The sequence below is a fragment of the Nocardioides sp. CPCC 205120 genome (genome assembly GCF_048654585.1).
GTDB lineage: Bacteria > Actinomycetota > Actinomycetes > Propionibacteriales > Nocardioidaceae > Nocardioides.
The window spans coordinates 488,244-509,494 of record NZ_JBMCYY010000003.1 but is presented as its reverse complement, the minus strand read 5'-3'; the positions used below and the strand labels follow the sequence as shown (position 1 = coordinate 509,494).

The 21,251-nt window shown below is 71.0% G+C and carries 28 protein-coding genes; 1 reads left to right on the top strand and 27 read right to left on the bottom strand.

Annotation, left to right across the window (positions count from 1 at the left end; all coding sequences use genetic code 11):
* Positions 1 to 47: 47 nt before the first annotated feature.
* From ACOACO_RS18445 to ACOACO_RS18410, 8 genes are all read right to left on the bottom strand, one after another.
* On the bottom strand, positions 48 to 203 hold the full coding sequence (locus ACOACO_RS18445) for a hypothetical protein (RefSeq protein ID WP_420297743.1): 156 nt from the start codon (positions 201 to 203) through the stop codon (positions 48 to 50).
* Positions 200 to 2,146 carry a GDSL-type esterase/lipase family protein gene (locus tag ACOACO_RS18440; RefSeq protein WP_420297742.1) on the bottom strand — a complete coding sequence of 649 codons (1,947 nt, stop codon included), beginning with the start codon at positions 2,144 to 2,146 and terminating at the stop codon, positions 200 to 202. Before ACOACO_RS18440 ends, ACOACO_RS18445 begins: the two co-directional genes overlap by 4 nt.
* A gap of 33 nt (positions 2,147 to 2,179) precedes the next feature.
* A complete protein-coding gene (locus tag ACOACO_RS18435; RefSeq protein WP_420297741.1) occupies positions 2,180 to 4,447 on the bottom strand; it encodes a phage tail tape measure protein in 2,268 nt (755 codons plus the stop codon).
* A complete protein-coding gene (locus ACOACO_RS18430; protein ID WP_420297740.1) occupies positions 4,447 to 4,752 on the bottom strand; it encodes a hypothetical protein in 306 nt (101 codons plus the stop codon). Before ACOACO_RS18430 ends, ACOACO_RS18435 begins: the two co-directional genes overlap by 1 nt.
* Entirely contained in the window at positions 4,752 to 4,949 is a 198-nt protein-coding gene (locus ACOACO_RS18425; protein ID WP_420297739.1) for a hypothetical protein, read from the bottom strand. Before ACOACO_RS18425 ends, ACOACO_RS18430 begins: the two co-directional genes overlap by 1 nt.
* Positions 4,946 to 5,296 (bottom strand): hypothetical protein, encoded by a 351-nt coding sequence (locus ACOACO_RS18420; protein WP_420297738.1) that lies wholly within the window; start codon positions 5,294 to 5,296, stop codon positions 4,946 to 4,948. Before ACOACO_RS18420 ends, ACOACO_RS18425 begins: the two co-directional genes overlap by 4 nt.
* Positions 5,297 to 5,429: 133 nt before the next feature.
* Positions 5,430 to 6,131: a hypothetical protein gene (locus tag ACOACO_RS18415; RefSeq protein WP_420297737.1), complete on the bottom strand. Its 702-nt coding sequence runs from the start codon at positions 6,129 to 6,131 to the stop codon at positions 5,430 to 5,432.
* Positions 6,128 to 6,532, bottom strand: a complete 405-nt coding sequence (locus ACOACO_RS18410) for a helix-turn-helix domain-containing protein (protein WP_420297736.1) — start codon at positions 6,530 to 6,532, stop codon at positions 6,128 to 6,130. The genes ACOACO_RS18415 and ACOACO_RS18410 overlap by 4 nt, the downstream gene beginning before the upstream one ends.
* Before the next feature lie 305 nt (positions 6,533 to 6,837).
* On the opposite strand from ACOACO_RS18410, the gene ACOACO_RS18405 reads away from it, so the two are divergent.
* Positions 6,838 to 7,068, top strand: a complete 231-nt coding sequence (locus ACOACO_RS18405; RefSeq protein ID WP_420297735.1) for a hypothetical protein — start codon at positions 6,838 to 6,840, stop codon at positions 7,066 to 7,068.
* A 160-nt stretch (positions 7,069 to 7,228) separates the two neighbouring features.
* Here the strand turns inward: ACOACO_RS18405 and ACOACO_RS18400 are convergent, their stop codons facing one another.
* The 19 genes from ACOACO_RS18400 to rpsP form a co-directional block, all read right to left on the bottom strand.
* Positions 7,229 to 8,305: an AAA family ATPase gene (locus ACOACO_RS18400; RefSeq protein ID WP_420297734.1), complete on the bottom strand. Its 1,077-nt coding sequence runs from the start codon at positions 8,303 to 8,305 to the stop codon at positions 7,229 to 7,231.
* Positions 8,302 to 8,514 carry a hypothetical protein gene (locus ACOACO_RS18395; protein ID WP_420297733.1) on the bottom strand — a complete coding sequence of 71 codons (213 nt, stop codon included), beginning with the start codon at positions 8,512 to 8,514 and terminating at the stop codon, positions 8,302 to 8,304. The genes ACOACO_RS18400 and ACOACO_RS18395 overlap by 4 nt, the downstream gene beginning before the upstream one ends.
* Positions 8,511 to 8,768, bottom strand: coding sequence for a hypothetical protein (locus ACOACO_RS18390; protein ID WP_420297732.1), 258 nt, complete (start codon positions 8,766 to 8,768; stop codon positions 8,511 to 8,513). Before ACOACO_RS18390 ends, ACOACO_RS18395 begins: the two co-directional genes overlap by 4 nt.
* Positions 8,765 to 9,088: a hypothetical protein gene (locus ACOACO_RS18385; RefSeq protein WP_420297731.1), complete on the bottom strand. Its 324-nt coding sequence runs from the start codon at positions 9,086 to 9,088 to the stop codon at positions 8,765 to 8,767. The genes ACOACO_RS18390 and ACOACO_RS18385 overlap by 4 nt, the downstream gene beginning before the upstream one ends.
* Positions 9,085 to 9,285: a DUF6011 domain-containing protein gene (locus tag ACOACO_RS18380; protein WP_420297730.1), complete on the bottom strand. Its 201-nt coding sequence runs from the start codon at positions 9,283 to 9,285 to the stop codon at positions 9,085 to 9,087. Before ACOACO_RS18380 ends, ACOACO_RS18385 begins: the two co-directional genes overlap by 4 nt.
* 655 nt (positions 9,286 to 9,940) lie before the next feature.
* On the bottom strand, positions 9,941 to 11,341 hold the full coding sequence (locus tag ACOACO_RS18375; RefSeq protein WP_420297729.1) for a recombinase family protein: 1,401 nt from the start codon (positions 11,339 to 11,341) through the stop codon (positions 9,941 to 9,943).
* 4 nt (positions 11,342 to 11,345) lie between these two features.
* Complete coding sequence (locus ACOACO_RS18370) at positions 11,346 to 11,624, bottom strand: magnesium chelatase domain-containing protein (RefSeq protein WP_420297728.1); 279 nt, start codon at positions 11,622 to 11,624, stop codon at positions 11,346 to 11,348.
* A 162-nt stretch (positions 11,625 to 11,786) separates the two neighbouring features.
* Positions 11,787 to 12,158: a YraN family protein gene (locus ACOACO_RS18365; RefSeq protein WP_420297727.1), complete on the bottom strand. Its 372-nt coding sequence runs from the start codon at positions 12,156 to 12,158 to the stop codon at positions 11,787 to 11,789.
* Positions 12,159 to 12,238: 80 nt separating this feature from the next.
* Entirely contained in the window at positions 12,239 to 14,020 is a 1,782-nt protein-coding gene (locus ACOACO_RS18360; protein WP_420297726.1) for a pilus assembly protein TadG-related protein, read from the bottom strand.
* A complete protein-coding gene (locus ACOACO_RS18355; RefSeq protein ID WP_420297725.1) occupies positions 14,020 to 14,478 on the bottom strand; it encodes a TadE/TadG family type IV pilus assembly protein in 459 nt (152 codons plus the stop codon). Before ACOACO_RS18355 ends, ACOACO_RS18360 begins: the two co-directional genes overlap by 1 nt.
* Before the next feature lie 125 nt (positions 14,479 to 14,603).
* The gene (locus ACOACO_RS18350; protein WP_277500323.1) at positions 14,604 to 14,912 is read right to left on the bottom strand and encodes a DUF2469 domain-containing protein; all 309 of its coding nucleotides are present in this window, start codon (positions 14,910 to 14,912) and stop codon (positions 14,604 to 14,606) included.
* Positions 14,909 to 15,667 (bottom strand): ribonuclease HII, encoded by a 759-nt coding sequence (locus ACOACO_RS18345; protein WP_420297724.1) that lies wholly within the window; start codon positions 15,665 to 15,667, stop codon positions 14,909 to 14,911. The genes ACOACO_RS18350 and ACOACO_RS18345 overlap by 4 nt, the downstream gene beginning before the upstream one ends.
* 20 nt (positions 15,668 to 15,687) lie before the next feature.
* Positions 15,688 to 16,620, bottom strand: coding sequence for a signal peptidase I (gene lepB, locus ACOACO_RS18340; protein ID WP_420297723.1), 933 nt, complete (start codon positions 16,618 to 16,620; stop codon positions 15,688 to 15,690).
* A 57-nt stretch (positions 16,621 to 16,677) separates the two neighbouring features.
* Positions 16,678 to 17,028 (bottom strand): 50S ribosomal protein L19, encoded by a 351-nt coding sequence (gene rplS, locus ACOACO_RS18335; RefSeq protein ID WP_277500320.1) that lies wholly within the window; start codon positions 17,026 to 17,028, stop codon positions 16,678 to 16,680.
* A gap of 207 nt (positions 17,029 to 17,235) precedes the next feature.
* Positions 17,236 to 18,444 (bottom strand): ammonium transporter, encoded by a 1,209-nt coding sequence (locus ACOACO_RS18330; protein ID WP_420297722.1) that lies wholly within the window; start codon positions 18,442 to 18,444, stop codon positions 17,236 to 17,238.
* A 187-nt stretch (positions 18,445 to 18,631) separates the two neighbouring features.
* Complete coding sequence (gene trmD, locus ACOACO_RS18325; RefSeq protein WP_420297721.1) at positions 18,632 to 19,810, bottom strand: tRNA (guanosine(37)-N1)-methyltransferase TrmD; 1,179 nt, start codon at positions 19,808 to 19,810, stop codon at positions 18,632 to 18,634.
* Between the two features lie 3 nt (positions 19,811 to 19,813).
* Entirely contained in the window at positions 19,814 to 20,371 is a 558-nt protein-coding gene (gene rimM / locus ACOACO_RS18320; protein WP_420297720.1) for a ribosome maturation factor RimM, read from the bottom strand.
* Positions 20,372 to 20,477: 106 nt separating this feature from the next.
* Positions 20,478 to 20,720, bottom strand: coding sequence for an RNA-binding protein (locus ACOACO_RS18315; RefSeq protein WP_277500316.1), 243 nt, complete (start codon positions 20,718 to 20,720; stop codon positions 20,478 to 20,480).
* Positions 20,721 to 20,725: 5 nt separating this feature from the next.
* On the bottom strand, positions 20,726 to 21,220 hold the full coding sequence (rpsP, locus tag ACOACO_RS18310; RefSeq protein ID WP_420297719.1) for a 30S ribosomal protein S16: 495 nt from the start codon (positions 21,218 to 21,220) through the stop codon (positions 20,726 to 20,728).
* Positions 21,221 to 21,251: the final 31 nt, after the last annotated feature.

The window sequence follows — 21,251 nt, the reverse complement described above, 5'->3', positions numbered from 1 at the left end:
CTCCTAGGCCCTGATGAAGCAGATCGCCGAGCGTGCAGATCGCGCGGTCAGGCCCGCGCTTCTTGGAGCGCCTCGCGGAGGTGCGCGATCGCCTTGTCGCGCTCCTCGATGGCCCGCGCCGCGTCTGCGAGCTTGGCCCGCAGGTCGGTGATCGTGTGGCCGGCGGCGTCGAGCATGGTCACGAGTCCCTGGCCGTCGATCATGCGGGCACCGCCGCGAGCCAGTACTTCGTGCCGTTCTGGTCATACCAGGGGACGCCCCGCGTCGCCGCTGCTGGGGCGGAAGCGAGCATGTCGGCCGAGAGTCCGAACAGCCGGCCATCGACATTGAACCCGCCGCGCTCGGTGCCGTCCGAGCCTTGTGCCGACACGGCCCGTCGGCCCGTCGAGGCGCGAGCGTTGACCGCCCCGAGCGAGGTGCCGACCGACGGCCCCGCTCCGAGCACGGACGCCTTGGCGATGGTGCCGAGGTCGAGCGTGAAGGCGGCGGTGCGCTGGATCGTCACGTCGCCGATTGCCAACGACTGGCCGTTGGCGATGGTCAGCCCGGCACTGAAGGTTTGCCGGGCGGTGAAGGTCTGCGCGCGGCCCAGCGAGGCAACCGAGACGGTCGACCCGGGCGCCTTGGTGCCGATCACCTCGTAGATCGCGCGGGCCAGATCGCGGTATCCCTTGAAGCTGGGGTGGTAGGCGTCGCCCATGAGCCCCGCGGCGTTGGCCTCCATGTAGGTGCCCCAGCGCGCGCGGATGTTGAGCAGAGCGCAGTCGTACTCGTCGGCGAGCTGGTAGAGCGCGGTCTCGTAGTCGCTGAACGGATAGGTGCCGGCCTCGTTGCTGATCGGCGGGACCACGATGAGCACGTCGCCGGTCTGCTTGGCGCGCTGAATGATCGCGGCCCACCGCGCCTTGAAGGTCGCCACGGGCAGGTCGGCGTTGAGCCAGTCGTTGACGAGCTCGAGCAGTACGGAGAGGTCGGGGGCGGCCTGGTCGAACACGGCCTCCATCGACTCTTCGGTGCCGATGACGCTGTTGGTGGTCGACCCGGACAGGCCGGCGCGCGTGACTCGCACGCCGGTGCGTCCGCGGCGGGACTCGACGCCAGTGATGTAGGCGTAGCCCGTGGCGGGCGCCGTGATGGTGATGACATGCGAGGTGTCGGTGAGCGCGGTCCCGCCCGCGCTGGTCGCGGCGGTGTTGACGATGGTGTGCGACCCGAGTCCCGTGCCGGAGCAGTCGATGGTCGCCGCTGCGCCGCCGTCGACCTGCACGCTCATGGTGCCGCCGTCGGCTGCGCGAGCGAAGTAGACGACGAACTCCGTGCCGACGTCGGTGTAGGCGAGTTGGTTGGTCGCACCGGTCGCCCGGATGCACCCGGCGGCGAACGCCCCTCGCGCGACTGCTGCCCACGTGCCGATCCGGTTGATGCGGTTGTCGACGGCGTTGCTGCCGTCCTGCTGGAACCACGACGGCGTGACCATGTGGATGACGCCGGACCCGGCCGGGGGCAGTTCGCGCTCGAACATGGCGGCGAGCTGCGACGGGGCGGAGGCGGAGACGGCGTTGAGACCCGCGCCCTGGATGATGCTGTTCCACCCCATGACGACGCGCGCCGAACGCTGGGTGTTGTTGTTCATCGCCTCGGCGCCGGACAGCGCGGTGCGCCACCGACGGAGACTCGTCGTGGTCACGTTGTACGCCTGGTCGCCGCGTGAGAACTGGCTGGTCAACACCTTCTCGGTGGCCGTGCCGGGCGTCTCGGCGTAGGTCGCCACGGCCTCGTCGGCGGGGATGGCGTCCGGGCCGGGAAGACCCTGGGGACCGGGCTCGCCCTGGGGGCCAGCATCACCCTCCGGGCCAGCCGGACCCTGCGAGCCTGGCTGCATCCAGTATCGCGGCCCGCTAGCGCCTGCCTGCACCCACGCCCCAGCAGCGTCCCCGACCTCGACGCTCACCTTCGGGATGTGCCCGTAGGACCCGGCGCGCACGGACTCGACGGGAGCGCCGTCGACCTGCACGTCGGTCAGTTGCGTGCCGCCCACCTCGGCGGTCCAGAACGTCAACACCGCCGGACCTGCGTTGCGGTGGGCGCCCGAGGTGACGTCGATCAAGAAGTCGGACGGTCCGCCGCCCAGGTTCATGCGTGCCATGTAAGTGGTCCTTTCGCGAAGGGGTGTCGGGGATCAGGCGAACTCGAGCGCTCCGCGGGAGCCCCGCAGGTGGAGCTCTGTCGCGGTTCGGTCGCTCAGGGTGAGGTAGTTCGGCCGTCGTGACATGGCCTCGGCGAGACGGTCGTAGTCGAGCGAGGCAGAACCGCTCACGCCTGCGCCGCCCGCGCCCGCGCCTGCGGTTGCGAGCTGGCCGATGCGCGGGGCGCTGACGTGGGGCGCCGGGTAGCCGAAGGACGGCGTGGCCGCCTGCGCGAGCGACACTGCGGCACCACGGACCACCCCAGCGCCGTCCTCCATGCCGACCGCGAGACCCATTGCGACGTAGCGCCCGAGCTGGGCCGTCACCCTGGAGGGCGAGCGCATTCCGAGCGCGCTGGCGATCGGGTCGGGGATGGCGTCGGTGATGAAGCTGGTCAGCTTGTTGATCAGCCAGTCCTTCATGTCCTTGATGCCGTTCCACAGGCCGCGGACGATGTCGGCGCCCTTGTTGTAGAGCAGGGTGCTGACCGCGCCGATGCCAGCGCTGATCGAGCCGGGTAGGCCGCGGATCCAGTCCACCATCTCGGTGAACTTGGCGACCGCGCCGTCCTTGATGGAGGCGAAGAAGCCGACGACGCGACCGACGACGGCACCGATGCCGACGACGGTCCTGATGACGTCGGCGACGCGGCGGCTGACCCACGCGGTGATGGAATCCCAGGCACCCGAGATCTTGCGGGTGATCCAGTCCCAGACGCGGGCGGTGACGGCCTTGACCTCGTCCCACTTCCAGATCACCAGGGCGACGAGGCCCGCGACGGCAGCGATCGCCCAGCCAATGGGGCCCATGGCGACGAGCCAGGCGGCTGCCATCCGGCCGGCGGCGATCATCGACTGAGCGGCCATGAACAGCCAGCTGACAACGACCTGGAGAGCGCTACGCGACTGCACGGCGGCGCTGGTCGAGGAGGCCGTCGCCGTGGTGAACCAGGCGATCGTGTTGGTGACGGCCGCCTGGGTGGCGCGGGTGGCCCAGACGGCGAACGCTGCGACAAGTACGCCGGAGATCAGGCCGGCCATGACCTCGACGGTGTTCTGGTGCTCGGCGAGGAACCCAAAGACCGCCTCAGCAGCGGGCATGACGTCGTCGCGCATGAACCCCGCGGCGTCGCTGAGGGCGGGCCCGAGCTTGTCGGCCAGGAATGCCGCGACGTCACTGACGATCGGCAGCACCTGCCCGCCCATCACATCGACGAACAGCTGCTCGACGTCGCGCTTGAACTCGACGAGGTTGGTGGCCGCGTTGTTGTTGAGCGTCTCCCCCAGCCGGGCAGCAGCGCCGTCGACCTCGCCCAACGTCGAAACGGCCTGCGAGGGGTCGAGTGCCAGGAGGGCGTCGCCGAAGTCGCCGTACTGCGTGCCGATGAGCTCAGTAGCGAGTCTGCTCCGCTCCAGTGGGTCCTCGGTGTTGCGCAGGGCGTCGAGCACCATGTCGAGGGCCGCAGCGGCACCCTCTCCGCCCTCTAGGAAGCCGCTACGAATGCCAGCGGCGTTCAGACCGAGGTCGGACAAGGCCGCCATCGACTCGTCCGCGCCCTCGCCGACGACGATCCCCAGCTCACGGATGGCGTCGGCGGCGAAGTCGGCATTGGGGATGCCGGCGGCGATCGCCTGGTTCATCAGGCCGATGGCCTGCTCGCCGTCGAGGCCGACGCTCGCGAAGGTCGAGCCGTACTCGCCAATGACGTCGAGCAGGTCGCCGCCGAGGTTCGCGCTCGACTGCATGCCCTTGGTGATCATGTCCAGGGCGGTCTGCGCGTCGGGGGCCAGGCCGTTGCGCATCAAGGAACTGACGCCCGCCGTGACCTCGGTGAGATCCGTTCCGAAGGCGGTCGAGAGGTCCAGCACGGATGCGGTCACGGACTGGACGTCGGCGCTGGAAGCCGTCGACATCCCCGAAATGCTCGCCACCACGGACTCCACTGCGGTCGTGACCTCACCGAACGAAGCGCCGTAGGCATCGCGGTACAGGTCACCAGCCACGCCACCAAGCCGCTTCGACTCAGCCGGGGACAGCCCGAGAGCGGCGGCCATCCTGTCGGTGTCCTTCTCGCGGCCGATGGCCTCTGCGAGGCCGGCACCCGCCGCGGCGCCGGCAGCCAGAAGACCAGCGGTGAGGATCTTGCCGAGGTTCTTCGACGCGCCTTGCATCTGGCCCGAACCCTCGCGCTCGATCCCCTGCTGGAAACCCGACATGCTCGGAAGCAGGCTTACGAAAGCGCTCGCAATCTCGCCACCCATCAGAGGTCACCTCCCCGCAGGTCGGCACGGGCCACGATCGCCTCGGCCTGCGTGACCACGACGTGCTCGTGCTCGACCTGGTCGGCGCACGTCAGCAGCGCCGTTCGCAGCTCGCCGGGGTCGTCGTCGACCATGCGGCGCAGCAGCTCGCGGGTGCCCGACAGCAGCATGGCGGCGGCCCAGCGCACCTCGGACTCGCTCGCGGCGTTGAGCACCGCCAGGGCTCGCTCGTCGCTCTCAGCGAGCTCGCGGATGGCGCGGGCGGCCACGGTGAGGCCGGCGTGAATGTCGGCGGTATCGGTCATCAGATGCTCCTGGGGTCGAACGGCACGTCGGGCCACTTGGTGTCGGGGTCGGCAGCTGGCGGCTCGCCGGTCTCGCGGTTGTAGGCGTCGCGGGCGTCGTACCAACGCTGCGGCTGCCCGTCCCACTCGGACGAGACGTAGCGGCGCAGGCGCAGCGGGGTGCCCCTCTCGTCATCTGGCCTGATCCGGCGCCTCACGAGACCACCCCCTGCACTCCGTAGGGGCCACGGACGCCGCTGCGGGCCTGCGAGCGCTCCGGCTCCTCGCCCACCGGAAGTCGCAACGCCGCGAACAACCTCGCCAGCGTGATCCGCTGCTGGCGGAGCTCGACGAGGGCGGGGTGGACGCGCGGGCCCTGCGACGTGGAGGACATGAGGCCCTCGTTGTCGAGCAGCGTCTGCAGGTCGTCGATCGAGTCAGCGGTGCGGCACGCCTCCCGCAGCACTGTCGACTCGTGCTCGGTCAGCTCGAAGTCAGTCACGACGGCCTTCCACAGCTCACGGCCACTGGCGCGCAGCCCGCGGGGCGGTCTGGGAGCACTCATGGACACCTCCGAAGGGGGCAAGGGCCATTGGTTTCAGCTCCGTGTGTGTAAGCGGCGCTATGCCGAGAGGTCGCCGCCGGGGTGGAGGGAGGGGGACCTCCCCCACCCCGGCGAGCGCAAGACGTCGCGACCATCAGAGGTTGGCGTCGCCCATGTAGTAGGTGCCGGCGCCTGCCGCCTGGAAGAACGACGCGCCTTGCTTCTCATCGCTCGGCGCGACCTGCGCGATCTCGTCGATGCTGTCGTCGCTCATCAGGGCCAGCTCGCTGGGCTTGAAGGCACCCATCAGCATCGTGGTTCCGAAGGTGCCGTCGTCGGCGCGCTCGGCGTTCCACAGTCGCTCGGCAGCCTCGTCGAGGTCGGGGCGGTCAGCGACGAACTGGTGCATCGTCGTCGCGTCCGCTTCACGCACTGCGCGCTCGGCTACCGCTCGAGCCAGTACCTCGTCCCCTGAGCGGGTGGCCTGTCGCAGCAGGGCCCGGAGCTCCTCGCGGCCCTCGACCCGCTCGACACGGTCAGCAGCGTCGCGTCGGGAGATCGTCAGGCTGGCCGCGTCACCTGCGATCCCCCTAGTGCCGAACACCCGCTCGGCGTCATCGCGGTCGGTGCCGGTGACCTTGCGCGCCTCACGCTCGAGTGTCTCGGTCAGCTTTCGGTTGGCCCGCGTGTAGATCAGCGCCAGCTCGTACTCCTTGCCGGAGTCGCTGAGCGTGTCCTTGGCGCGCACCATGTCGTAGCCGCGTGTCGCCTGGTCGACGGCCTCGCTAATGATCTCCTCAGCCCGCTTGCGCTTGCCGCCTCGTGCGAGCTCACGGATGGCTTCCTGTCGATTCATGCCACGTCCTCCCGTCGTGCCGCTCGCGCGGCTACCCAGTCCTCAAGTCCTTGCGGGCTGACGAACCACCGGCCGCCGACCTTGCGGGCATCGACCTCCTCGTCGCGACATGCCATCGTCACGCGACGCTCGGAGATCCCCATCCGGTCGGCGACCTGCGCCGCCGTCAACCACCGCTCCGACTCTGCGCCCACGGGCTCGAAAACCGTTTCCGTTTCCGGACTCGGCAACGAGGGTCGATACGACATCGCGACCTCGCGTAGATCAAGCAGCTCCTGCGCTACTCGGGGGTTGCGCCCACGGGCCCGCACGCGCAGCTCACTCACGTTCAAGTAGCGCTCGAGGTAGTAGGCGGTCTCAGCCGAGATGACCCCAACAAGACCGTCCTTGCCGGCGATCACGAGACACCGCTCTGCTGGTCGTCGACATTGGCTAGCACTGCCTGCTCGGCGGCGTGTAACCCCATCAGAAAGCTGCCTTCGCCCCCTGGGGAGGTGCCCCCCGCCCCATGGGTAGCGGCCCCCTCTTGGCATAGGGCCGATCTCTCCCCGGCTGTGGAAAAAACCCGTAGGGGGTCGACGCCTATGCAACGAGGGGCGACGTGCCCGCGCTCGGGGTGGCCCTCCCCGCCCCGCGAGCACTTATGGCAGAAGGGACAAGCAGGCCCGCGCGAAGACTGTCGGTGCCCGCGGCCAGCATCCGGCCCATGACTGGACTCCTGCACTTCGGCGCCTTCTGCGTCGCGATCGGCAGCACCATTCAGGCGCTTCGTTGGATTAGCGCGGCCGTGGACGAGGGCCTCGAACGGCGTAAGCGCGCGAGGACCCGGACGGACCATCTCGGAGTGCGCCGATACGGCAAGCAGGTGCAGATCGACTGGACAGCTTGGACCTTCATCGCCGTCGGGGCATGGGCCGTCGCTCTCGGCGGACTGTGACCCCGAAATCCCCTGGGGACGAGGGACGAGGTGGAGCCGCTTCCAGGAACCCCCACTCCAGCCTCGTCCTCGTCCCCCCTTAAGGAGGGGGACGAGGGACGAGGGGGTTGGAGCGTCGTCCGGGACGAGGTGGGACGAGGTAGGGACGAGGGGACGAGAGTCATGCATTCGAGTCGCCCCCATCCCACGGCTTGAGGAGTTGGAAAGGCGTCTTGTCGGTGATGTAGCCCTCCACCTCGAGCAGCGCACGAGCCTGTCGGATGGTCGCGGCCTTGCCCTTCACCAACGCCTCGATCTGGGCCCCTGAGAGCGGCTTGCCGGCCTTCGCCAGCGCCTCGCAGATCGAGCCCATGAGGTGCGTGGGGCGGAAGTCCCCCGCTTCCTTCTGCTCAGGCACCACCACCTCGACCTCGGCGAAGTCCTCGTTGTGCGAGGTGAGGACGAGGTCGCCGAACCAGTGCAGTCCGGCCGCCGCGGTCAGCGCGTGCTTGCGAAGCTGCCCCGGTCGGTCCTTGGCGATCTTCACTGACGACTTGCCCGTGATCCCGACACCGAAGGCGGTGCGGTTCTCGAGGACGTAGGCCGCGCCGTCGAGGGCGTTGAGCTTGTGCACGGCGCCGATGGAGTAGCGACCGCGGTTCTCGGCCGTCTTGGTGACGTGGTCGAGAGAGACGCACGCTGCCCCGGTCTCGGCGAGCTTGCGCGGGAGCATCCGCCCGAACTTCGCTGCGTCGGCGTTGTCGAGCGGATTGAGCCCGTGCAGCGTCATCGCCTCGGTGACGCCGTCCAGGACCGCCAGAGACGGCCTCACGTCACCCAGGAGCGCCCGCAGGTCATCGGCGTGCGTGCCGCTGCCCATCGGCCCCTCAGGACGCACGTAGTGGAACTGCTCGCGGATCACCTCACGGCCGGTGCCGAGGGTCAGTAGGCGACCGACGAGCGGGCCGGCGTCGTCCTCGAAGTCGAGGTAGACGACGTGACGGCCGGCGATCAGCTCGTCTTGTACGGCCGAGAGCGCGAACCACGTCTTGCCGCCCTCAGACTCGCTGGCGACCGTGTGGGTCTTGCCCGGGTAGAAGAGCCCGACACCGTCAGCACGGCGCCCCACGGTTGGTTGCGGCACCGTCCACGACCCGTCGAGCACGTCGCCCAGGTCCACGGGACGCCACGACCGACGGAACGGTGTCTCGTCGGGCTGCGACTCCTTGCCCCACGGGTCGAAGTTGATGGCCGTCATGCGGCATCACCGCCGTCGTGGCTGGAGATCCCGCGGCGTTCGAGTATGGCCATGAGGTCCGGTAGGCGGGTGGCCTCGATCACCCAGCCGCCCACAGAGCCGACGAAGAGCGGCTTGGCGCCGGCCTCGCGTGCCAGCTCGGCCGCCCTCCACCCGCGTAGGACGACTTGGCGGCCTCGCTCCTCGATGGTGATGCGTCGGCGACTCATGGGCGCACCTCCGCCACGTGCTCACGGACAGCGGCGAGCCACTCACGCACCGCGGCCACCTCGCCCTCGACGTCGACGACCAAACGGTGCTCGTGGGCAGCGACATGCCACGTGAGCGACGGCTGCGGCATGAGGCGCCCCACGCGCAGGACCACGCGTACACCGTCGGGCGCCTCGACGAGGCCAGCAACGCAGTGACGACGTCGCTCAGGCTTCGCGGCGGCCAGGTCCAACACGACGGTTCCGGTGATCATGCCGCCACCTCCCCGCCGGGGGTGTGCGAAGCCTGCACACCCTTCTCGGGGACGACCGCAGCAACGTCGGCGTCGATCCGGTCGTGAGCCCGAGCGGCCTGGGCGCGAGCACGACAGGCCGTCACGATGTCGATCAGCTCGCGCACCTTCTCGGCCTGGCGCTCACGGGTCTGCTGATGGCCGCGGAAGTCACCCGGGCGAGGCAGGGCGGCCTCGAACAACGCCGCACGACGCTCCCAGGTAGCCGCCATGCCGTAGTTGATGGCGTCCTGCAAGACGCGAGCACGGAAGTGCTCCGCGTTGACGTCGAGCCCCATCACGCCACCTCCTCGGTGACGCGCCGGCACACCGGGCCGAGCTCGAGATCGACCGACTTGGGTGCGGTCAGGGCGTGTCCGCAGCGCGTGCACCTGACGCAGTCGTCGGTCAGCGCTACGCTGGTCTCGTTGCCGTCAGTGATGACATCCGAGGCCGCTCGGTTCGCCCCCGGGCGGCCTCTGTCGTTGTCAGGCAGCATGGGCGCCACCGCCGCCCTGTCGGAGCAGGAGCGCGAGACGCTCACACTGCTCAGGCGTCAAGGGTGGCGCCGCGCTGACGACGCTCTTGATGTAGTCCTCAAGGCGTTCTGCCTTGAGCTTGCGCCTCAGTTCAGTGACGTCAGCGGCGGGGTCATGGCGCTTCGCGTGTGCGATCTGCGAACGGGTGTGGGTCCAAGCCACGGTTTGCCTCCGGGCAGCAGAATTCCGCTGCCACCGTTGGGAGGCACTACGTCGAGAGAGTGAACGGCCAGCTCGACATGACCGGCAGTGCTATTGCTAAGAGACTCTAGCGGAAAGCTCCGTCGAGGGCGGACAGGTCTAACCGCGGCGTGTCGGAGGCCGCGAGACCGATGGCCAATCGTCGGAGGGTCTCCCGTTTCAAGGGGACGTTGCGCTGGGGCGTGCACCGCCGGCAGATGAAGGACTTCGTGACGAGGGTGATCTCGTGTTCTAGGTCGACGCCTCCAAAGTGCTCCTCCGCCTCGAGACGATCGGCCACGAGACGGTCGCCGTCGAGAACTTGCACCGTTCCGAAGCTGACCTCCCGATGGGTCCCCTTCCCTGTGCATACGACGCGCACGGTGACTACGGCGTCGCCAAGTACAGACGGTTTCTTGGGTGTCCGACGTCGACTCATACGTCGCCCTTCCACTCGATCACGACCGTCTCTGGACGGAAGTAGGACTCCCCTGGCTTCCACCCAGCCGGCCGCCCACGTCCAGATGGCGCCAGCGTGACAGTCATGAGCGCATCGAGCACGAGGCGCTGGAGATCTAGGCCAGACGAGAGCCACCTAGCACCCGGGTCTGGCGATCCGGCTACGTCAGCCAACGCAGTGCCCGTGTAAGCCCCAGCGATCTGCTCCCGGACTTCGGCTAGCTCGGCGTCTAGCCGGCGCGTACCCGCGACAAGCTGACCCTGGTCGATGCCGCCATCCGCGAAGATCTCCGCGAGTTGTCGTCGTCGCGTCTCGAGCTCGACCGCTCGGCGTTCCAACGGCTCGACATCCACGCCCGCGCCTGACCCGTCGGCCAGCAACTCGCCAAGGTCGGGCTTGCGCAGTCGTTCGGCAATGACGGCGGACACGAAGTCGTCCACTTCCTTCTGGCCGCGAGTCACATGCGAGCCAGTCTTGCAGCGATAGGTCTGCTTACCCTCGCGCGCTTTATCAGCGCGCACGACGTCACCACAGATCCCGCAGCGGAACAGCCCGCTTCCGAGCCAACGGACGGCGCTGTTCGTGTTGTTCGTGCGTCGACTGGGGTCCTCAAGGAGGCGGACGACTGCACGCCACTTCTCGACCTCGAGGATGGCCGGCCAGCCCGCCTCGCCGATCACCTCGCCGCGGTGCTCCATCAAGCCTGCGTTGCGGGGTCGCAGGAGCACCCTGCGTGGCCCGTGGAGCTCCCAGGGCTTCCCGGTGGTAGTCGTGGACCCTGACTCGTTCCAGGAGCGCGCAATGGCCCGGATCGCCACCCCGGCTAGTACCTGGTCAGCGGCGTCCCGGATGAGGGCGGCCTCGCTCTCGCGGATCGTGATGCCGTCGGCCTCGTACCCGAACGGCCGGCGCCCGCCCTTCCAGCGGCCGGAGTCGGCGCTGCGCTGCTTGGCGCGGTGCATCCGCTCTCGCGCGTGGTCGATCTCGTAGCGAGCGACAGCCCCGAGCTGGCGGGCCACGAGCTGGCCGGCGGGGGTCGACAGGTCAATGGGCCCCGCCTTCACTGTGTACGTCCGCACTCCTCTGGGCTCACAGGTCGCGATGTAGGACTCGAGCTCGGATGGCGAGCGGTGCAGGCGATCGGTGTGCCAGACGAGCACCGCATCGACCCGGCCACCCTCGACGTCAGCAAGCAGGGCTTGGTAGCCCGGCCGCGGCTTGCCGCTGTAGGCGCTCACGTCGTTGTCGGTGCGTACCGACACGATCGTGGCGCCGAGCTCAGCCGCCAACGCACGACAGTCCGACTCCTGGGTGCCGACCCCGAGGCCCGCGCCCTCGCGATCTTTCGAGATCCGGCAGTACACAGTTGCCCGCATGTGCTTAAGTATCGCATGATGTGACCACCGAGAGGTCGAAGTGCGTGCCGCGCTTCGGCAGGTCGGCCGGCGAGAGCAGGATCGTGGTGCGGCGCGTCGTGGGCCACTGGAAGCCCGAGTTCGACACCGCCATCCGGCACCGGTCGCGGGCCTCGCTCAGGGCGGCGTCGGGCCGCCCGACCAGGACGGTGGTCACCAGCCCCGGGGACACGTCGACCTGGATGTCGATCAGGTGCCCGACGGCTCCCTGCAGGGCGATCGTCTGGGTCGTCGCGACGGGCATCAGTCGGCCCTCGGGGCGGGCGTGGGTTCAGGACTCATGGGTCACCTCCGACCACGAGCCTGGGCCCGCGCCGCCTCCCGCGGTGCGGCGTGCCCCGCCCCTGTGGAGGACCCGCGGCACCGCCGCGGCTGGGGACGGGAAGTGGCCGGTGGCGCGGCGGGCTCAGCCGATGCCAGCGACGTGCTCCACCGACCCGGGCCCCGTGCGCGGGCGGAGCACGCCGACCATGTCGATGCGGACGTGCCGGGCGCGCACGTCGTGCTCGGCCACCCACCGTGCGCCGAGGCGCCGCAGACGGTGCAGCTTGGTCGCGGTGACGGCCTCGAACGGCGAGCCGTAGGCGCTCGACGAGCGCGTCTTCACCTCGCAGACGACGAGGACGGCGCCGTCGCGCAGCACCAGGTCGATCTCGCCCAGCTCGCAGCGCCAGTTGCGGTCCAGCAGCACCATGCCGGCGTCGACGAGGTGGCGCGCCGCCACGTCCTCGCCGTAGCGGCCCAGGCCGAGGTGGCGGCTCCCCCGCGGTGCGCTCATGACGACCTCACCCCACGAGCGTCGGTCATGGGGGCGCGCGGCGCACCTCCGCGACCGGCGGCCTGTGGACGGAGCGCGGGCTACTGCTGCAGGCGCGGCGTGCCGCAGCCCGGCTCGCGCAGGGCGAAGACGCGCGCGCCGCCCAGCTCGAGCCCGAGCAGGTCGGACAGCGGCGCCGCCACGGCCGTCTCGAGCGCCGCGACGACCGGCGCCGCCACCTGGGCGAGCACCAGGTCGAGCACCGGGTCGAGGACGTCCGCGAACAGCGCCGCGGTCGCGCCGGTGGGCAGCACGTCCCGCTTCTTCCACGAGCCCCCGATGCCCAGCAACCCGGGGTCGTAGTAGTTGAGGACGAGCCCGACGGAGCCGGTCGTCCGTGCGGTCGGCACCGTCAGCAGCCGACCCGACCCGCTCCCCACCGGCACGTCGTAGCTGCCGGGCAACGGCAGCGTGACCGATCGGTCGAAGCCGGTCGCGTTCGCCCCTGCGCCGATGGCCAGCCCGGCGTCGAGGGTGAGGTAGGGCGCGCGCGACCCGCCGAGCAGGTCGATGCCGAGGAGGCTCCGCAGGAGCCCACCGACCCCGGTCAGGAGGCCGCCGACCGGGTCGATCCGCGCCGTCACCCGCGTCGACGCCGCGACCTCGACGTCGCCGATCACCGCGGAGCGCAGCGCCACGGTCAGCGCCTCCGGACCGGAGGGGCCGCAGCGGACCCCGCGCAGCTGCGCCACCGCCTTGCCGAGGTCGAGCGCGAGGCGGACCTCCGTGGGGGCCAGTGCCACCGTCCCGACCAGCGGCACGGCGAGGGAGCGGCCCTCCACCCGTGCCGAGAGGTCCAGTCGCACCTGGGCCGTCGACGCCTCGACCGACTCGCCCACCCGGGCGCACGCCGGCTGCGGGGGCTCGACCACGGTCAGGGTGGTCGAGGTCGTGGCGACCGACGGCAGGCCGATGCTCAACCCCTCGACGGCGACCGTGTTGCCCGCGTTGACGAGGTAGGCGGTCCCGCTCACGAGCTCCAGCACGTTGAGCCCCGCGGTCAGGGCCGCCTGGTTGCCCGGGGCCGCGTTGACGAGGTCGGCGACGGCGATGGTGGGTGTCCCCACGCCGAGCGCGAGCATCCTCAGGACGTCGGCCTGGGCCGCGTTGCCCTGGGCGTCCAGCACGTTGGCGGACGCCACGAACAGGTCGGCGACCGACAGCGCCGGCAGGGCGAGCAGCTCGCTGACGCTGCCGACCCGCAGGCCGCCCACGTCCACCAGCTCGAGCAGCGAGACGCTGGCGCCGGCCAGTCCCCGGTACGACACCGCGTCGAGACTGACGGTGCTCCCCAGCAGCGCCGACAGGATCGGGTTGAGCAGCGCGCTGTCGGCGGTGTCGAGCGAGGCCAGGTAGGACCCGACCCGGAAGCACGCCGACTGGTCGGCGGTCGCCACGGCCCGCCGCGACACCTCGCCGGTGCCGACGGCGAACAACCGGTCCACGGACCCCGTCGTCGTCACCGCCACGGCGTCGGGCGCGACGTCGGCCGCGATCGACTCGAACGCACCGCCCGGGCCGACCCGCCCCAGCTCGTAGCTGAAGTCCTCGGGCCGCGCCCCGAGACCGTCGGCGTTGCGGCGCAGGCTCTCGGCGAACGCCCGGTCGAGGGCGGCCACGGCGTAGGCACCCTTGACCTGGCCGTCGAGCTGGCGGGCCATGTCGAGCGACACGAGGTCGGCGACGGCCTGGGCATCGCGACGGGCGACGCGCTGCATCCCGAGGTCGACCGCCATCGCCCCGAGGAGGAGGAACAGCACCATCATGCCGGCGACGACGACGGCGACGGCGCCCCGCTGGTCGTGCTGCCCCCCGCGGGCCATCAGCTGGTCCTGGCCGACGCGCCGTACGAGATGGTGTCGGGCATGACCGCGTCGACGAACGGCAGCGGGATGAGCGGGTGGGCGTCGTAGTCGTAGGACAGGTCGACGACCGCGCACTGGGTGGCGCAGTCGGCGGTGGCCTCGACGAGCCGGTAGTCGCAGGACATGCCCGGGTCGCCGCAGGACACGCCGTACGCACGGAGGGCGTCGTCGACCGCCCGCATCGCCGCGGTCTCACGGTCCGCCGCGTTGACGTTGACCGCGGCCTCGCGCGCCCCCTCGGCCGCCGCCTGGCTCATCGACCCGCGGAAGCTGAGCATGTAGCCGTAGGCGATGATCCCGAACACCAGCAGCAGCAGGATGGGCAGCACGAGCGCGAGCTCCACGGCGGCGGCGCCCCGCTGGTCGCGGCCGGTGCGACCGTCCCGCCGGCGCGTCGCGCCCGTCGATCCACCCATGTGACTCCGCCTCGATCCGGGGACGCACGTCTCCCCTCCTGGCGGAAGGTTAGGTCCCCGTGCGCCCGCCTGTCCGGCGTTTGGCCGCCGAACCCCCGGGATCCTCGAGTTCCCCCGTCGCGGTCTCAGCCCTTGGGCGGCTCGAGGTCGCTGGCCGCCAGCTCCTCGACGTTGACGTCCTTGAACGTCAGCACCTTCACGTTCTTCGCGAAGCGCGCGGGGCGGTACATGTCCCACACCCACGCGTCGGTCATCGTGACGTCGAAGAACACCTCGCCGTGCTCGCTGCGCGCCCGCACGTCCACCTTGTTGCACAGGTAGAACCGGCGGTCGGTCTCCACGACGTACTTGAAGATCTTCACCACGTCGCGGTACTCGCGGTAGAGCGTGAGCTCCATCTCGGCCTCGTAGCGCTCGAGGTCCTCGGTGCTCATGGCGACTCCTCCTGCTCGGCGGGCACGGCGGGCTCCGCGCCCCCGGGTACGGCGGGGTCCCCGTCGTCGGGCGGCGCCGCCCCCGGCGAGCCTAGCGACGGTTCGAGGCCGGCGGCACGGCGGACGTTGACGAACCGCATCCGGTGCACCGGCGACGGGCCGTGGGTCTCGAGGCGTTCGGTGTGCAGGTCGGTGATGTAGCCCTTGTGCACGTCGAAGCGGTACTCCGGCCACCGCTCGTGCATCCCCAGCATCAGGCGGTCGCGGGTCACCTTCGCCAGCACCGAGGCGGCGGCGACGCAGGCCGCGACCCGGTCGCCCTTCCAGACCGCGAGGCCCGGCGCCGGCAGGCCGTCGACGGGGAACCCGTCGCTCAGCACGTACGACGGACGCACCCCCAGGCGCGCCACCGCCCGGCGCAGCGCCTGGACGTTGGCGACGTGCATGCCGAGGCGGTCGCACTCGGCCGCGTCGACCACGACGACCGACCAGGCCAGCGAGCGGCGCACGACCTCGTCGTACGCCCGCTCGCGGGCCCGGGCCGTCAGCAGCTTCGAGTCCGCCAGGCCCGGTACGACGCCCGCCCGCCCCGCCGGCAGGATCGCGGCGGCCGCGACGAGGGGGCCGGCACAGGCCCCGCGCCCGGCCTCGTCGGTGCCGGCCACGTGCTCGAGCCCGACGCGCCGCAGCGCGCGCTCGTAGCCGTACAGGCCCGCGTCGCGCCGGACGGTCGAGCCCCTGGGGAGCTGCGTCACGCCTCGCCCACCGCCCCCGGTCAGTCGGGGTCGGGGACCGACGTGAACGTCTCGGGCCGGGTCAGGCGGTCCCAGTGGTCGCGCGGCCACACCACCGCGAGCACCTTGCCGACGACCAGGTCGGTGTCGACGAAGGCGCGCGTCGGCGAGCAGGCGTTGGTGTCGTTGGGCGGGCACAGCCGGGCCGCCGAGTCCTCCGACTGGGCGCGGTTGTCGCCCATGACGAACATGTGGCCCTCGGGGATCGGACCGGTCTCCCAGCCCACCTCCCCCGCCGCGACGCGGGTGCAGACCTCCGCGTCGAGCTCGGGTCCGTTGCACTGCAGGCCCTCGGCCAGGTAGGGCTCGTCCAGCGGCTGGCCGTTCACCGTGATCCGGCCCTGCTCGTCGCAGCACGCGACGACGTCACCCTCGAGACCGATGACGCGCTTCACCAGGTGGCCGCCGCTGGGGTAGAGCCCGATGCGGGCCAGGACCTGCGCGGCGGGGTTGGCCGGGCCTCCCGACGCGGTCGGGCCCAGCCACTCCCCCGGGTCCTCGAAGACGACGACGTCCCCGCGCTGCGGGCCGTTGCCGCCCCAGTAGGAGACCTTCTGCACGACGATCCGGTCGTCGACCTGGAGGCCGGGGACCATGGACACCGACGGGATGTAGAACGCCTGGAGGAAGAACGCCTTGATGACGTAGGCGAGCACCAGCGCGATGACGAGGAGCAGCGCCGTCTCCTGCCACAGCGGCATCTGCTTGCGCTTCCGGCGAGCCGTGCGGCCGCCCGCGGCCGCGGTGGCCCCGGTGGCACCGGCACTCCCGGCGGTGTCGTCGCTCCCGGAGGCCACGGACGACGACGCGGGGGCCTCGGCGTCGGCGGCACGCGCAGGGGCCTGGAACGACGACGACCGCGGGCCCGGCCCCTCGTCGAGAGGGGCGGCGGACTCGCGGTCGTCGGACGTCACGGGAGGAGACTAGCCACCCGTGGGGCGCCCCTCGGCGAGGGGCGGTGGCCGGTCGCCTCAGGCGTCGCGGCGCTCCTTGATCTTGGCGGCCTTGCCGCGGAGGTTGCGCAGGTAGTAGAGCTTCGCGCGACGCACGTCACCGCGGGTCACGACCTCGATCTTCTCGAAGATCGGGGAGTGCAGCGGGAAGGTGCGCTCGACGCCGACGCCGAAGGAGACCTTGCGGACGGTGAACGTGCGGCCGATGCCGGAGCCCTGCACGCGGATGACGACACCCTGGAACACCTGGACGCGGGAGCGGTTGCCCTCGACGACCTTGACGTGGACCTTGACGGTGTCACCGGCGCGGAAGGCCGGGATGTCGTCGCGCTTGGCGGCCAGCTCGAGCTGGCTGATGACGTTGGTCATGATGATCTCCTCGCGAGTGCCACAGGTCAGCCGCGGTGGGTCGGTTCCGAATGGGTGCGACGGCGGTCGACGGTTCCCCTGTGGCAGAAGCGTCCGCGCGTCGCGACCAGGCATGTTCGCACAGGAGGCCCGCCCCGGGCGAATCCGGGACGGGCCTCCTCGGGTGGTCGACGACCGCGCCCCACCGCGGCCGTCGAGCTGGGGGCGTCAGTCGAACGCGTACGCCTCACCGTGCTGCAGGTCGACGCCGGCGACCTCGTCCTCCTCCTTGACCCGGAAGCCGATCGTCTTCTCGATGAGGATCCCGATGACGAAGGCGACCACGAACGAGTAGGCGATGACGGCGACCGAGGAGACGAGCTGTGCGACGAGCTGGTCGATGTTGCCGCCGTAGAACAGACCGGTCTCCGGCTCGAAGGAGAAGAACCCGAGCCAGATGCACCCGATGAAGCCGGCGACGAGGTGGAGGCCGACCACGTCGAGGCTGTCGTCGAAGCCGAGCTTGTACTTCAGGTCGATCGCGAAGGCACAGACCGCACCGGCGACGAGGCCGAGCACCATGGCCCAGACGGGGGTGATGTGGGCGCAGGCCGGGGTGATGGCGACGAGGCCGGCCACGATGCCCGAGGCGGCGCCGACCGCGGTCGACTTCCCGTCGCGGAACTGCTCGACCACGATGAAGCCGATCATGGCGGCGGCCGGGGCGGCGATGGTGTTGAGGATGATGAGGCTCGTCTGGCCCTCGTCGGCGCCGAAGACGCCCGCGTTGAAGCCGAACCAGCCGAACCAGAGGATCGCGGCGCCGATGAGCACGAGGGGCACGTTGTGCGGCACGGCCTCCTCCTTGGTGAAGCCCACCTTGCGGCGGCCGAGCACGAGCGCGAGGGCCAGGGCGGCGGCGCCGGCGTTCTGGTGGACCGCGGTGCCGCCGGCCCAGTCGAGGGTGCCGGTCTCGCCGAAGTTGTAGATCCAGCCGTTGTCGGCGTTGAAGACCCAGGCCTGGACCGGGAAGTAGGCGAACACCGCGAAGAGCCCGGCGAAGATCATCCAGGGCCAGAAGCGGGCGCGGTCGGCGATGGCGCCGGAGATCAGCGCGATCGTGATGACCGCGAAGGTGCCGCCGAAGGCCGCCGACGCGAGCGTGGCGTCCGTGGCCTTCGTCGCGTCCAGCAGGCCGACGTCCTGGAACGGGTTGCCGAAGAACTTGGCGAGGCCGCCGTCACCGATGGCGCCGATGCCGCTCGCACCGACGAGGATCCACAGGACCCACACGACGCCCATCGCGCCGAAGCTGAGCATCATCATGGAGACGACGCTCTTGGCCTTCACCAGGCCGCCGTAGAAGAACGCGAGCCCGGGGGTCATGAAGAGCACCAGGGCCGTACAGATCAGGGTCCACGCGAGTTCGGTCGACATCACTACCTCGTTGTTCTGTCTCGGGAGAGAGCGGGCGGGCGGGCACCGTTGCCGCCAGCACGACGCTGCGTGATGCTTCCGAGGTCGTGTTGCGCCGAGGCCGCGCGGATGTTTCCGCGGCGTAACACCCTCGCCGGGTGTGTGACATCCGAGGACACACGCCCGTCACCGGGGTCTCAGGAACCGCTCAGGCGCGGGTGGCGCGCTTCTCCAGCAGCACGGCGCCGGGGTCGCCGGGGCCCACCGCTCGGTAGCCGGCGCGGCGGTACATCCGCAGGTTCCGCTCGCTCCCGGCCCCGGTCTGCAGCCGGTACGTCGTCACCTCGCCGGAGGCGACCAGCGGCGCCGCCAGCTGCTCGGCGTACCCCAGGAGGCGGCGGCCGAGGCCGCGTCCCGCGAGGTCGGGGGCGACCATCAGCCGGCCCAGGTGCCAGGCGTCGCCCTCGCGCCGACCGCGCACGGAGCCGACGAGACGGCCCGCCGCGCGCACCACGACGGTGTGCCACTCCCCCAGCGAGGCGAGCACCTCGTCGAGCGACTCGGTGACCGCGGGGATGTGCACCCCCGGGTTGTCCTGCAGCTCGCCCAGCCAGCAGGCGCGCGTCAGCGTCCACAGCTCGCCCGCGTCGGCCGGGGTCGCCGGCACGACCGGCAGCTCGTCGCCGTCCAACGCGACGGCAGAGGGGGCGAGGAGGTCGGGACGGCGCTCGGCCGTGCGACGCTCGGCCTCCGCGCGCCGCCAGCGGGCGATGGCCGCGTGGTCGCCGCTGAGCAGGACGGGGGGCACGTCGTAGCCCCGCCAGCTGGCGGGCTTGGTGTAGACGGGGTACTCCAGGAGCCCCGCGTCGCCGTGCGACTCCTCGACGAGCGAGTCGGGGTTGCCCATGAAGCCCGGGAGCAGCCGCACCACGGCCTCCACGACGGCCAGGGCGGCCACCTCGCCGCCGTTGAGCACGTAGTCGCCCAGCGACACCTCGCGCACCTGCGCGCCCGCGGCCGCGGCGTGCGCCACGACGCGGGCGTCGATGCCCTCGTAGCGCCCGCAGGCGATGACGATCCGGTCGAGGCCGGCCAGCTCGGCCGCCACCGACTGGCGGAACACCTCGCCGGACGGCGTCGGCACCAGCAGCGTCGCCCCGGCCACGTCGAGGTCGTCGAGCGCCTCGCCCCACGGCTCGGGCCGCATCACCATGCCCGCACCCCCGCCGTACGGGGTGTCGTCGACCGTGCGGTGGCGGTCGTGGGTCCAGTCACGCAGGTCGTGCACGCGCAGGTCCAGCAGGCCGCTGCGCTGCGCCCGGCCCGGCAGCGACAGGTCGAGCGCGCGCAGGTAGTCGGGGAAGATCGAGACGACGTCGATCCGCACGTCTCAGGCCTCGTCCTCGTCGGGGAACGGCGCGACGAGCCCGGGACGGTCGGCGACGACCACCCGGCCGGCGGCGAGGTCGACCTCCGGCACCAGCGCGGCGACGAAGGGGACGAGGGCGTCGCGGCCGTCGGGCGTGCGCACGCCGAGGATGTCCTGCGCTGCTCCGTGCAGCACCTGCGTCACCTCGCCGATGCGCTCCCCAGCGAGATCGTGCACCGCGAGGCCCACCAGTTGGTGGTCGTAGAACTCCTCGGGGTCCTCGGGCTGCTCGTCCTCGTCGAGGGTGACGTGCATGAGGAGACCGCGCAGGGCCTCGGCCTGCGTGCGGTCGGCGACGCCGGTGAAGCGCACCAGCAGCACGCCCTGGTGCCACTTGGTGCTCGCGACCTCGAGCTCGGCGACCGGGGCGGTCGTGCCGCGCGGGGCCTCCACGCGGAGGCGGGCGCCCGGGGCGAAGCGGCGGTCGGGCTCGTCGGTGCGGACGTCGACGGTGACGTCGCCACGGATGCCGTGGGGCTTGCCGACCCGCCCGACGAGGACCTCCACGCTGCTGCTCACGAGGGGTGAGGGTACGGCGCGCCGCACCCGCCCGCGAAACGCACGACGGGCGCCGCTCCCCGGCCGGAGCCGGAGGACGACGCCCGTCGGGGCGAGGTGGGGACGCTCAGCGGCGTCGGTCCACGTCCACGAAGTCGATGCGCGCACCACCGCGGCCGGCGAGGGCGCCGACCACGGTGCGGAACGCCGTGGCGGTGCGGCCGTTGCGGCCGATCACCTTGCCCAGGTCCTCGGGGTGCACGCGCACCTCGAGGACCGAGCCACGGCGCAGCTGCTTGTCCTGCACGGACACGTCGTCGGGGTGGGCGACCACCCCGCGCACCAGGTGCTCGAGCGCATCGGCCAGCATCGCGATCAGGCCTCGGCGGTCTCGGCCTGCGCGTCGGCGGCGGGCGCCTCGGCGGGCTTCTCGGTCGACTCCTCGGCGGGCGTCTCCGCCGCCTCGGCCGGCTTGTCGGCCGACTTCTTGGCCGACTTCTTGGTCACCGCGTCACCCTTGGGCTCGCTCTGCGCGTCCTTGAGGGCCTGGTTGAAGACCTCGAGCTTGTCGGCCTTGGGGGCCGCGACCTTCAGCGTGCCCTCCTCGCCCGGGAGGCCCTTGAACTTCTGCCAGTCGCCGGTGATCTTGAGGATGGCCTCGACGGCCTCCGACGGCTGCGCGCCGACGCCCAGCCAGTACTGCGCCCGCTCGGTGGTGACCTCGATGAACGAGGGCTCCTCCTTGGGGTGGTACTTGCCGATCTCCTCGATCACCTTGCCGTCGCGCTTCTTGCGCGAGTCGACGACGACGATGCGGTACTGCGGGACCCGGATCTTGCCCAGGCGCTTCAAACGGATCTTGACGGCCACGGTGGGTGGTGTCTCCTCGAAAATCAGTGTG

What these genes read in the sequence shown, in the direction of transcription:
- ACOACO_RS18445 (WP_420297743.1), bottom strand. Translation starts at nt 203, where the DNA reads ATGATCGACGGCCAGGGACTCGTGACCATGCTCGACGCCGCCGGCCAC.
- ACOACO_RS18440 (WP_420297742.1), bottom strand. Translation starts at nt 2,146, where the DNA reads ATGGCACGCATGAACCTGGGCGGCGGACCGTCCGACTTCTTGATCGAC.
- ACOACO_RS18435 (WP_420297741.1), bottom strand. Translation starts at nt 4,447, where the DNA reads ATGGGTGGCGAGATTGCGAGCGCTTTCGTAAGCCTGCTTCCGAGCATG.
- ACOACO_RS18430 (WP_420297740.1), bottom strand. Translation starts at nt 4,752, where the DNA reads ATGACCGATACCGCCGACATTCACGCCGGCCTCACCGTGGCCGCCCGC.
- ACOACO_RS18420 (WP_420297738.1), bottom strand. Translation starts at nt 5,296, where the DNA reads ATGAGTGCTCCCAGACCGCCCCGCGGGCTGCGCGCCAGTGGCCGTGAG.
- ACOACO_RS18415 (WP_420297737.1), bottom strand. Translation starts at nt 6,131, where the DNA reads ATGAATCGACAGGAAGCCATCCGTGAGCTCGCACGAGGCGGCAAGCGC.
- ACOACO_RS18405 (WP_420297735.1), top strand. Translation starts at nt 6,838, where the DNA reads ATGACTGGACTCCTGCACTTCGGCGCCTTCTGCGTCGCGATCGGCAGC.
- ACOACO_RS18400 (WP_420297734.1), bottom strand. Translation starts at nt 8,305, where the DNA reads ATGACGGCCATCAACTTCGACCCGTGGGGCAAGGAGTCGCAGCCCGAC.
- ACOACO_RS18395 (WP_420297733.1), bottom strand. Translation starts at nt 8,514, where the DNA reads ATGAGTCGCCGACGCATCACCATCGAGGAGCGAGGCCGCCAAGTCGTC.
- ACOACO_RS18390 (WP_420297732.1), bottom strand. Translation starts at nt 8,768, where the DNA reads ATGATCACCGGAACCGTCGTGTTGGACCTGGCCGCCGCGAAGCCTGAG.
- ACOACO_RS18380 (WP_420297730.1), bottom strand. Translation starts at nt 9,285, where the DNA reads ATGCTGCCTGACAACGACAGAGGCCGCCCGGGGGCGAACCGAGCGGCC.
- ACOACO_RS18375 (WP_420297729.1), bottom strand. Translation starts at nt 11,341, where the DNA reads ATGCGGGCAACTGTGTACTGCCGGATCTCGAAAGATCGCGAGGGCGCG.
- ACOACO_RS18370 (WP_420297728.1), bottom strand. Translation starts at nt 11,624, where the DNA reads ATGCCCGTCGCGACGACCCAGACGATCGCCCTGCAGGGAGCCGTCGGG.
- ACOACO_RS18365 (WP_420297727.1), bottom strand. Translation starts at nt 12,158, where the DNA reads ATGAGCGCACCGCGGGGGAGCCGCCACCTCGGCCTGGGCCGCTACGGC.
- ACOACO_RS18360 (WP_420297726.1), bottom strand. Translation starts at nt 14,020, where the DNA reads ATGGCCCGCGGGGGGCAGCACGACCAGCGGGGCGCCGTCGCCGTCGTC.
- ACOACO_RS18355 (WP_420297725.1), bottom strand. Translation starts at nt 14,478, where the DNA reads ATGGGTGGATCGACGGGCGCGACGCGCCGGCGGGACGGTCGCACCGGC.
- ACOACO_RS18350 (WP_277500323.1), bottom strand. Translation starts at nt 14,912, where the DNA reads ATGAGCACCGAGGACCTCGAGCGCTACGAGGCCGAGATGGAGCTCACG.
- rplS (WP_277500320.1), bottom strand. Translation starts at nt 17,028, where the DNA reads ATGACCAACGTCATCAGCCAGCTCGAGCTGGCCGCCAAGCGCGACGAC.
- ACOACO_RS18330 (WP_420297722.1), bottom strand. Translation starts at nt 18,444, where the DNA reads ATGTCGACCGAACTCGCGTGGACCCTGATCTGTACGGCCCTGGTGCTC.
- ACOACO_RS18315 (WP_277500316.1), bottom strand. Translation starts at nt 20,720, where the DNA reads ATGCTGGCCGATGCGCTCGAGCACCTGGTGCGCGGGGTGGTCGCCCAC.